Genomic DNA, 11,489 nt, shown 5'->3' on the forward strand with positions numbered 1-11,489 from the left:
ATCTATATTGCTCTTTTTTACCATTCAATTTTTAAAATTTTTTTTTAAAAAAGGGAACTAACAAAGTTTATTTTTTTATCGATAATTTTTTGACACTTTTTTGACTTAGTAGATTTTTACTGATAGAAAGATATCAATTTTTCCTTAAAAAAATGTCTTGAGTATCCATTGATACACTCTGTTACTATTAAATTAGAAAATTTTATTTTATTTAACTCACCTATTAACCTATTTTATTTTTATCAATTAAATCTGTTATTTTTTCATTAGATGAGTTTTAGACGAAAAATAGATTAATATTTAGCGTTTAAAAAAAATTAAATAACAAAAATTTTTTTTGTTTATTTCAATTTTTATACATTTCTCTAACTACTTCAAACAAAAGAATAGGAGTTTTTATTATGAATAATTGCTTACTGATTGATTTTGGTAGTACTTATACCAAACTAACTGCTGTAGATTTAGAACAAGAAGAAATACTTGGAACGGCAAAAGCAAAAACAACAATCGATACATCTATAATGGAAGGTTTTGAACTTGCAAAAAAAAATCTAATTCAAGATTACAACCTTGAAAACACAATATTTCATCATCATTATGCTTGTTCATCTGCTAGAGGTGGGTTTCGAATGGTTGCTATAGGCTTATCTCCAACTCTTACAACAGAAGCTGCAAAAAGAGCTGCCTTAGGAGCAGGGACTCGTATTCTAAAAGTATTTAGTTATGGTTTAAAAGAAAAAGATGTTAGAGAAATAGAAGATCTTTCTCCTGATATCATTTTGGTTTGTGGTGGAACAAACGGTGGCAATCAAGTAGGAATTGTGAATGATATTAAACAACTATCTACTCTTAAAAAAACATTTCCCATCGTAGTTGCTGGAAATGAAGAAACTTATTCTACTATTGAAGATATTTTAAAGAAAACATCCCATCCTTACTATTTAACTGAAAATGTTATGCCTCAAGTCAATATTTTAAATGCTCAACCAACTAGAGAAATTTTGAGAACGATTTTTATGGAAAAAATTGTGGAAGCTAAAGGAATGGGTACTGCTGAAAAAGAAATTGGTCAAATTTTAATGCCCACACCAACAGCTGTCTTAAGAGCTGCTGAACTATTAGCAAAAGGAACTAATAAAGAGCCTGGTTTAGATGATGTGCTAATAATAGATATTGGTGGTGCAACAACAGACCTTCATTCTGTTGGAGATGGAAAACCTCGAAATCCGGAAATACGTGTTGAAGGCTTACAAGAACCATTTGTTAAACGTACAGTAGAAGGAGATCTTGGTATGCGCTATTCCGCACTAAGTTTATTAGAAGCTGTTACACCGAAGGCTTTTACTAATTATTTGCCTATTGAGGAAGAAGATATTATTGAATCATGTACGTATCGATCAACCCATCCTAATTTTGTTTCAACTAATAAAAAAGATATCTCTTTTGATGAAACCATGGGAAAAATAGCCATTGAAACAGCATTTAATCGACATGCTGGAAGCTACCGAAGAGAACCTACACCATCTCGGATTGTTTATTATCAATCAGGAAAAGATTTAGGTTATTTTAAAACAGTTATTGGGACAGGTGGCATCCTTGTTCATAGCCAGCAAGCAAAAGAAATGATGTCTGCTTGTCTCAAGAAAGAAAACGACCTTTTCTTGAAACCAGTTAATCCAGATTTTTATTTAGATGCTACTTATATTCTATCTGCTATGGGACTACTAGCAGAAGAGTTTCCTGAAATAGCTCTTAGAATAATGAAAAAATTTTTGGTACAACTTTAAAAGAAAAAACTAGTTTAGAATAATCGGATTTACCGACTACTCCAAACTAGTTTTATTTATTAAATAAATTTTTAGTTATTTTCTGTTTCTACACGATATTTTTTTTGAATGAAAAAAATAGGAATACCTGTTGCTGTAATCAAAATTCCTGTTAGTGCTAACATTGTTTGCGTTAGTAAGGTAACTCCTAAAATAAATACACCACCCAAAATTGCAAGTAATGGAATAATAGGATAAAGAGGGACTTTATATGGCCTATTTAATTCAGGTTCTCTTTTTCTTAAAATAAAAACTGCAAAGAAAATCATAACGCTAAATAGCCAAATAACAAAAACTAGCATATCTGTTAGTAGATCAAATGATCCTAAATTAATCATAATAAATGCGATACCAATTTGAACTAAAGCTGCAATATAAGGAACTTTTGTATGTTTAGATAATCGACTAAGCCATTGACTACCAGGAATCAAGTTTTCTTTAGCTAAGGCATAAGGCACTCTAATACCTGTCATTGTATAACCATTTAGTGCTCCGTAAACAGATAACAGAATACCTAATGTTACAATTTTTCCTCCCACTTCACCAAATAAGACATTAGCCACATCAGAAGCTGCATTTTCATTACCACTAAGCGCTTCTATTGGTAATGTTTTTAAGAAAACATAATTAATCACAACATAGACTACTGTTATAAAGAGTAATCCTGAAAAAATAGCTTTAGGTAAATCCTTTTCAGGACGTTTCATTTCACCTGCCACTGCACCAACTCCCAGCCAACCATCATAAGCAAAAAGAGTCGCAAATAAGGCACCGCTAAATCTAGAAAATGCGGAATGATTACTTAATGTTGACGGGATAAAAGAAACAGTTTCTCCACTACCTTTAAATAGGCCTACAACGATAATTAAAAAAATAGGAATTAACTTCAACACAAGAGAAACTGATTGAAATCTTGAAGCGACTTTTGTCCCTAGTAAATTTATTCCAGTAACAGAAAAACCTACTATCATTGCAATTGGGATCAACCAGCTTATTTTTAAATGGAACAAGTTAATAAGTTGCGTACTAAAAATAATTGATAATGCTGCAATATTAGCCGGAAAATAAATTAACATTTGTGCCCAACCTAATAAAAATCCCCAAAGTTTTCCATAAGTATATTCTATATATTTTACAGCTCCACCTGTTTTAGGTATTGCCGTTGCCAGTTCTGCACTTGTTAATCCAGCACATAACGTTAGTAGCCCACCAACAAACCAAGCGAGTAAGGTGATACTTGCCGAACCGCTTTCTTTTGTAACTGTTGCGACCTTAAAAAATACTCCTGCACCAATAACAGTTCCCATAACAGTCGAAAAAGCACCGAGTAGGGAAATTTCTTTTTTCAGTTTATCTTCTTCCATTTACTCACTCCTAAAATAACATTATGCTTAATGATAAGCCTATCTATTAAGAAGTGCAATATTTATTTAACCCACCAATATAAAAAACTATTTCAACAATGTGAAATAGTTTCTTCATTAATTTTGTTTTCTACGTCTAGCAAACTCAACAAAGCGAAACTTATCTAAACGGTGAATAGACTCTGTATATTCAAAACATCTCGTATCTTCGAGATACACCAAACTCTTAACTACTACGACATGTTCATCACCATGTAAATCCATCAAATCTTTGATTTCTTTTGTAACAGGTTCTACTAAAATTTCTTTTTGAGCATAGGCAATATTTAATCCTAACTCTTCTTCAAAATATTCATAAATTGAGTCTTCCGCTTTTTTTATAGGTAAATCTTCAACGACACTAGTCAGTAAATAATCCTTATCTAAAATAACAACTTCATTATCAATTTTTCTTTGTCTAACCAATTTCCAGATTTCAGAAGCAACTGGCCACTCAGTTAATTTGCTTAATTCTTTTGGTGTCGCAATTTTTTTTAACTCAACAACTATCGTTTCACTTGGTATATGCTGATTTTTTTGTAATTCTTTATAGCTTGTCAGTCCTGAAATAGGAAAATCAAAACGATTCATATCTAAAACGATTGAACCTTTTCCTTGTTTTTTATGAATATAACCCGCATTTGTTAAAAGGTTCAATGCTTTTCGAATTGTTTCTCTTGAAACACCATACATTTTGATTAACTGATTCTCACTAGGGAGCAGTGTATGCGGAGGATACTCATTATTTAAAATTTTTTCTTCTAAGTCCAAAAATATCTCTTTAAATTTATTCATCTCTGTTCTCCTTTATGTCTCTTCATTATAAAGGGGGGAAAGAATTCTCGCAATCTAAAAAAGTTCAAAGCATAATAATTGATATGCTTTGAACTCCTTACTTTAATAACTAAACTTATTTATTTTATTTGGTAAAAGTAACCGTTTTTCTTTATTAACATATATTTCAATTTCTTTATCGACCAAAATTATAATCGACTCTTTTGAAAGAGATACTTCTAATTTAACACCTTGTTTTTCAAAAGAAAAAGCTAAGCTATTCCATTTTTCAGGTAAGTGTGGTTCAAACGAAATCACATCTTCTCTAATATCCAATCCAGCAAAATCAGAAAGTGTTACAGCTAATGTTGAAGCCATAACTCCTGTATGGATTCCTTCTGCAGTTGTTCCACCTTGTATATCTCTGTAATCAGAATAAAGAGCTTCTTGATATAGTTTCCATGCGAGTTCTCTATTTCCTACAACTTCCGCTAGTTGAGAATGAACCACTCGAGATAGAGTCGAACCATGAGATGTTCTTTGTAAGTAGTAATCTAGGTTTTTCTCAACAAAATCAGTAGGTAATTGATACCCTAAATTAACTAACAAATTTTGTATTTTCTTAACGGGAAAATTATAAAAGATCATCAAACTATCTGCTTGTTTAGCAACTTTAAATTCATCAGCAGATTTACCTTCTGCATTTAAAATACGATCCATGCGGTAAATATTTTTATATGTTTTTCTGTAATACTCCCAATCTATCTCCTTAAGGTCAAAATACCCTTCAAATTGAGCAATAATACCATCTTCATTGATTTCTAAATATAATTTTTCTTTGACTGCTTTCAGTTTTTCAAAGTCTAAATCAATTTGTTTGTCATATTTTTGAGATAGTTGTTCCATCACATCTAATAACCAAACAACCATTAGATTTGTGTAAGCATTATTCTTTAATCCACCTTCATTAGCACCCGGATAAGCTTCATGAAATTCATCAGGTCCCATCACGCCTTCAATTACATAACGATTTAGTTTAGAATCATACTTAGCTAATGATAACCAGAACTTACTAATTTCAGTTAGCATTTCAATGCCATAATTTTCTAAAAATGCTTGATCTTTCGTATATTGAAAATACATCCAATAATTATAAGCAATTGCTAAAGATACATGTCTTTGTCTTCTACTATGATCTTCTTTCCACTCTCCACTTAAAGGATTTAGATGTAATTTTTGTGATTGCTCACTTCCATCTAAGCCTGACTGCCATGGGAACATAGCCCCGTCGTGTCCCTCTTCTTTAGCAAGCTCTTTTGCTTTTTCTAACCTTAAGTAACGATACATTAACAATTGTTTTGCTGTTTCAGGAAAATGAATTAAATAAAACGGCATCATAAACAATTCATCCCAAAAAATATGTCCTCGGTAAGCTTCCCCGTGAAGTCCTCTTGCAGTAATAGAGGCATCAATCATTTCATTTCCTTTAGGAGAGGCAGATACAAGCATATGATATGTGTGAAGGTTTAACATTTTTTGAGACATCAAATCACCAGAAATATCTATCTTAGCAGCAGTCCATAATTGACCCCACTCTTTTTTAGATGCTTGAAGTAATTCATCATATCTCGAAAAAGTAATTTCTTCTTCAACATCTTTTGAAACATGAACGATTTTTTCGATGTCATACCATTCGTTTTTCTCAACATCTAAAGAAATAGATTGAATAACTTGATTATCACTTGTTTCTATATTGATCTCATCAAATGATAGTTGGTTACTGAATAATTGGCTTGTTTCCATAATTTTTATCTTTGAGCTAGTTGTTTCAACTTGCATACACGCTTGAGTACTAAGTCCAGAATTTTCTATTACATTTAAATGCTGACTAGCTAACTTTCTATAGCGCTCCACATTATAATTCTTAATATTCCCATCAATTTCTGAAATCAGCTGAACGTTTTTAGTTGAATAATCAAGACTGAACCGATATTTAATGCCATAGAAAGAACGATTTTCCATACTAGCAAATTTTCTTGTTTCAATGTTTAGTCTTTGTCCATTTTTTAAAGTTATTTCAGAGCAGCTATTAAACTCACCTGTTTTCAAATCTAAGTTTCTATGCAGATAATTGACTTGATTATCCTCTAAATTAATTAACTCATTATCAACAACTAAATAAATTTTTTGAGCATTCGGTAAGTTAACAAAATCTTCATTAACAACTGAAGTTCCTTCAATACTTGAAGTTAAAGAATTATAAACACCTGCTAAATACGTTCCTGGGTAATTAGCATCTGATAAGTCCATCTCTGGTGTAGTTCCTCTTAAGCCTAAGTAACCATTCCCAACAGTCAAAAGTGACTCTATTGAATATTCTTCTTTACCTTTTGGATAGTCAAAGTAGGATAATTGCCATTGAAACTCTTCAAGTGCTCTACTAATTTGTTCGTCCATTGTTTTAGTCTCATCATAATAAAAAAGAGGAATATTTAAAGCTTCGGTTAATCGATATAAAGTTTCTTTAACATCATCACTTGTTAACGTTTCTCCAAAAAATACACCTGCTTGATATTCCATATCTCTTAATTCATCTATGATTTCACTTATTTTTCTTTTATCTAAAAATTCATTTAAAGTAAATTCCCTTTTTAAATCTTCTGAAGATATACTTAAGTTTTTTTCACAAATTTTGATTAACTTCATAACCGCACCCCTTTTAACTTGTATATACATTTATGCCGTTATCATAGCAAACTATTTTTTTAAAAGCAATAATTAATATTTATCAATATTTTTATTTTTTTATAAAACGTTGATTTAAAGCCTATAAAAAGCTTTTAATTTTTCTTTTTTATTATTTTTTTATGTAAAACGCTTGCAATCCCCCAAAAAAATAGGTATGATTGCCTTACAAAAACAACTTGACTAGACAAGTTAAAAAGGAGTGTAAAATATGGGAAAGTATCAAAAAGATGCTGAAGATCTTTTAGCTTATGTTGGTGGTAAGGATAATATTGCCGCAGTAACTCATTGTGCAACAAGAATGAGATTTGTTTTAAATGATCCTACAAAAGCGGACGAGGATAAAATCGATGAGATTCCTAGTGTTAAAGGTATGTTTACCAATGCAGGACAGTTTCAAGTCATTATAGGAAATGATGTCCCTGTCTTCTTCAATGATTTTTCTGCTGTTTCTGGTATTTCTGGTGTTTCTAAGGAGGCTGGAAAAGAAGCTGCCAAACAAAATTTAGGTGTTGTTCAACGTGCAGTTTCAGTTTTAGCTGAAGTATTTGCACCAATTATTCCTGCTATTATTATTGGAGGGTTAATCCTCGGTTTTAGAAATATTTTAGATGGTGTCCCTATTAGTGCTTATGGTGGACAAACGATCATTGAACATTCTCAGTTCTGGGCTGGTGTTCATAGTTTTCTTTGGTTAATCGGCGAAGCAATATTCCATTTTCTTCCAGTTGGTATTACCTGGAGTATCGCTAAAAGAATGGGAACAACCCAAATACTTGGGATTGTTCTTGGTATTACTTTAGTGTCACCTCAATTACTTAATGCTTACGGTATGGCTGAGATAGCTGCAGATAAAATTCCATTCTGGGATTTTGGTTTTGCGCAAGTACAAATGGTTGGTTATCAAGCACAAGTAATTCCGGCAATGCTTGCTGGATTCATGTTGGCTTATATGGAAATATTCTTTAGGAAGATAATACCTCAGTCTATTTCAATGATTTTTGTTCCTTTCTTCTCTCTTGTTCCAACCGTTTTAGCGGCTCACGTTATTTTAGGACCAATCGGTTGGGCAATCGGTAGTCAAATTACCAACGTTGTTTCATTAGCAATCGGTTCAAGCTTCTCTTGGTTATTTGGAATCATCTATGGAACATTCTATGCGCCACTCGTTATCACCGGTCTTCATCATTTGATGTTGACAATTGACTTACAAATGATTGCGGACTTAAAATTCACTACATTGTGGCCTATGGTTGCTTTATCAAATATTGCTCAAGGTTCAGCTGTTTTAGCTATTATTTATTTACATCGTGGAAATGAAAAAGAAGAACAAGTATCTATTCCCTCTACTATTTCAGCTTATCTAGGTGTTACTGAACCGGCTATGTTCGGGATTAACTTGAAATACTTATATCCTTTTGTAGCTGCTATGATAGGATCTGGTATTGCTGGTTGCTATATTACTGTCATGAATGTCAAAGCAACAGGAATTGGGATTGGTGGTTTACCAGGTATCATTTCTATCCAATCAGGTTCAAAAATGCATTTTATGATTGGTATGACAATTGTTTTAGTGGTACCTTTTATTCTAACTATTCTTTTTAGAAAATATGGTATCTTGAATAAATTAGATCCTGTTAACGTTCCAAATACTCAAAATCCATCACCAGAGTTTGATCAAGTTGAACCTACTTCAACTCAAACAGAAGTACAAATTGAAGCTTTTTATGCTCCAGCAGATGGTAACTGTCTAAGTATTGCTAATGTTTCTGATCCTGTCTTTTCACAAAAAATGATGGGAGATGGTTTTGCCGTTCAACCAGATAATTCAGATGTTTATTCACCTGTTAATGGGGTTGTATCAAATATTTTTAATACGAAACATGCCATTGGTATCACTTCAACTACCGGAATTGAAGTTCTCGTTCATATGGGATTAGACACTGTTGAACTAAACGGAACTCCATTTGACTTATCTATTTCTGAAGGTGATGCTGTCACACCTGATACGTTAATAGCCAAAATGGATATTGAAGCAATTAAAAATTCTGGAAAACAAACTGATATTATTGTTGCTTTAACTAATATGGATAAAGCACCACATATAGCTTTAGAAAAAGAAGGTTCTGTCAAACATTCTGAAACAATTGGAACTGCAGAAGTTTTCTAACTAACATAAAAAAAAAGCATCTAAAATCAAACAGATTTTAGATGCTTTTAATTTATTCATTCTCAACTCTTTTAATTTTAAAGGTAACAACTAAAAATGTACTAACTAGTATAACAATCCCTACAATAAATGAAACAAAACTATCCTTCTCACCAGTTTGTGGTAAAGTAGGTTTTGGAGTAGTTGGTTTTACAGGAGCAACTGTTTTTTTGAAAACTTCAACTGTTGCAGTTTCTGTTTTGTCTCCATAAGTGTAAGTGATTTGGTATTTACCAACTTTGTTAGTATTCACACTTCCTTTTACCTTGATATCTTTTACGACGTCTTTCCAAACTAATTCTCTTCCATCAGCCATTTTCACACCAACAAAATTATCTGATGCTTGCCATTTATTTCCAACTTGAAGTGTTGTGTTTTTAACAAACAAGCTATGAACACCAGTGATAGCTTTTTCTTTAACAACAATAGTAGCTACGGCAGACTTTCCTCCATACTCATAAGTGACTTTGTAAGTGCCTACTTTTTTAGTATCTACATTTCCTCTTACTTTAATATCCTTTGCAACATCTTTAAATGCTAATTTACTACCATTTGTCATCAAAACATAATTAAAGTTATCTGATGCTTGCCATTTGGCACCAACAGTTAAGGTACTATCTTTAACAAATACTTTATCTACTTTAGGTTTAGCTACTTCTTTTACTTGAATAGTAGCCACATTAGATTTATCTCTAAATGTGTAAGTAACTTTGTAGGTACCTACTTTGTTAGTATTTACCTCTCCACTAATTTCTATCTCTTTTACAACTTCATCCCATGATAATTTGACACCATCTGACATTAATACATAGTTAAAATTATCTACTGCTTGCCATTTCATGCCAACAGTTAAAGTTGTATCCTTTAACGAAATTTCTTGAACCTTAATAACTTCCATATCTTTAACAGTTACAGTTGCTACCGCACTCTTGTCTCCATACTCATACGTAACCTTATATGTTCCTGCTTTTTGTGTATCCACTTGTCCTTTAATTACAATATCTTTTTCAACATCTTTCCATGTTAATTTAACGCCGTTTGACATCATGACATAATTAAAGTTATCAGCAGGTTTAAATGAAGTACCAATTGGTAAAGTACTATCTTTAACAGATACTTCCTGAACCATAATAACCTCTACGGCTTTAACAGTCACAACAGCTGTTGCACTTTTATCGCCATACGTATAAATAACTGAGTAGGTGCCTGATTGACTTGTGTCTACTTTTCCATTTACAACTATTGTATTAGCAACATTTTTCCACGCAAGTTTAGTTCCATCTGACATAACAACTGAATCAAAGGTTAACTCAGGTGACCAAACATCGCCAACGTTAAATTGACGATTAACTACTTTTACCTCGACAGGTGTCACTTGTTTTCCTTGAACGGTTACTTGTGTCACATTAGAAATACCTTGATAACTATAAGTAATATTATAAACACCTGGTTTTGTAACATCTGGATTTTGATCAATGATAATATCTGATTGGACTGCATCCCAACCTAACTGACTTCCGTCTGACATATCAATAGAAATAAAATTGTCTCTAATATTCCAAGTATTTCCTGCTTCAATAGTTACCGGTTTTAAGTTGATTTTTGTTGGTACAGCTACAACAGTCACTTCTGAAATAGCTACGAGATTACCATAAGTAAAGGTCACTTTATGAGTACCTAATTTGGTTGTATCCACTTGATTGTCTACTTTTAATAAGGTCGCTACCTCTTTAAAAGCTAATGTTTTTCCTTCACTATCAATAGCAAAATCAAATGATTGAGAAATATCAAAAGCTCCCTTAAAAGGTATAACTACATTTTTAGCTTTAATTTGAGTTAGTACTTTTTTATCTTTTGGAGGTTCTACAGGTTTAACAGGTTTAGGTTGTTCTATCACCTCGATTGTTGCTGTTTGAACTAGTTTATTATATGTGTAAGTTACTTTATACACACCGACTTTTTTTGTATCCACAGTGCCAGTTACAACTACAGCCTTCTTGATATCTTTCCATTCTATTTTTTTCCCGTTAACATCAGTTGCTGAAACAAAGTTATTTTCAGGTGCCCAGTTACTATTAAGATTTATTTGACTATTCTTTACATTTAAAGTTTCTTTTGTTGCTTGTTGATTGACTGGAGTAACATTCTTATTTGAAGGTGCTTGAGCCATGGTGACTAAAGGAGCAGAAAATGACATTAGATACATCGCAACAATTAATAATCTAAATCGTTTCATCTTACTCACCTCTCCATTTATTTGTCTTTCCTTTATAAATTCATTTTACCATGTTTTGTAACACTTTTGTAATATTTCCGCAAAAAAAGTAACAATAAAAATTAATTGGTCTATATAAGATTTATAAAATAAAGTAAATTTATTAAAAGTACCTGATGTGATTATTTTAATAAACAAGGACATAAAGTAAGAGATTTCTAATAATTTCCACTTTACCTTTGAAACCGTTTTCTTTTAGTGGGATATTAGAGTTGGAAAAATAATAAAAGGAGGATAGTACGTTATTTAATATTTAT

6 protein-coding genes are annotated in these 11,489 nt (G+C 31.9%); 2 read left to right on the forward strand and 4 right to left on the reverse strand.

The genetic code is table 11. From position 1 onward, the window contains the following. Positions 1 to 401: 401 nt before the first annotated feature. Positions 402 to 1,787, forward strand: a complete 1,386-nt coding sequence (glmL, locus tag H9L18_RS10745) for a methylaspartate mutase accessory protein GlmL (protein ID WP_126792412.1) — start codon at positions 402 to 404, stop codon at positions 1,785 to 1,787. 71 nt (positions 1,788 to 1,858) lie between these two features. On the opposite strand, the gene H9L18_RS10750 is transcribed toward glmL, so the two are convergent. The 3 genes from H9L18_RS10750 to H9L18_RS10760 form a co-directional block, all read right to left on the reverse strand. Continuing rightward, positions 1,859 to 3,190 carry an APC family permease gene (locus tag H9L18_RS10750; protein WP_126792410.1) on the reverse strand — a complete coding sequence of 444 codons (1,332 nt, stop codon included), beginning with the start codon at positions 3,188 to 3,190 and terminating at the stop codon, positions 1,859 to 1,861. 117 nt (positions 3,191 to 3,307) lie between these two features. Then, complete coding sequence (gene treR / locus H9L18_RS10755) at positions 3,308 to 4,024, reverse strand: trehalose operon repressor (RefSeq protein ID WP_126792408.1); 717 nt, start codon at positions 4,022 to 4,024, stop codon at positions 3,308 to 3,310. 102 nt (positions 4,025 to 4,126) lie between these two features. Beyond that, complete coding sequence (locus tag H9L18_RS10760; protein ID WP_185847428.1) at positions 4,127 to 6,709, reverse strand: glycoside hydrolase family 65 protein; 2,583 nt, start codon at positions 6,707 to 6,709, stop codon at positions 4,127 to 4,129. Between the two features lie 250 nt (positions 6,710 to 6,959). Here H9L18_RS10760 and treP point away from each other — a divergent pair, with 250 nt between their 5' ends. Continuing rightward, on the forward strand, positions 6,960 to 8,918 hold the full coding sequence (gene treP, locus H9L18_RS10765; RefSeq protein ID WP_126792404.1) for a PTS system trehalose-specific EIIBC component: 1,959 nt from the start codon (positions 6,960 to 6,962) through the stop codon (positions 8,916 to 8,918). A gap of 52 nt (positions 8,919 to 8,970) precedes the next feature. Here the strand turns inward: treP and H9L18_RS10770 are convergent, their stop codons facing one another. Further along, positions 8,971 to 11,193, reverse strand: coding sequence for a bacterial Ig-like domain-containing protein (locus tag H9L18_RS10770; RefSeq protein WP_126792402.1), 2,223 nt, complete (start codon positions 11,191 to 11,193; stop codon positions 8,971 to 8,973). Positions 11,194 to 11,489: the final 296 nt, after the last annotated feature.

Origin of the sequence: Vagococcus carniphilus (assembly GCF_014397115.1) — a bacterium.
Lineage (GTDB): Bacteria > Bacillota > Bacilli > Lactobacillales > Vagococcaceae > Vagococcus > Vagococcus carniphilus.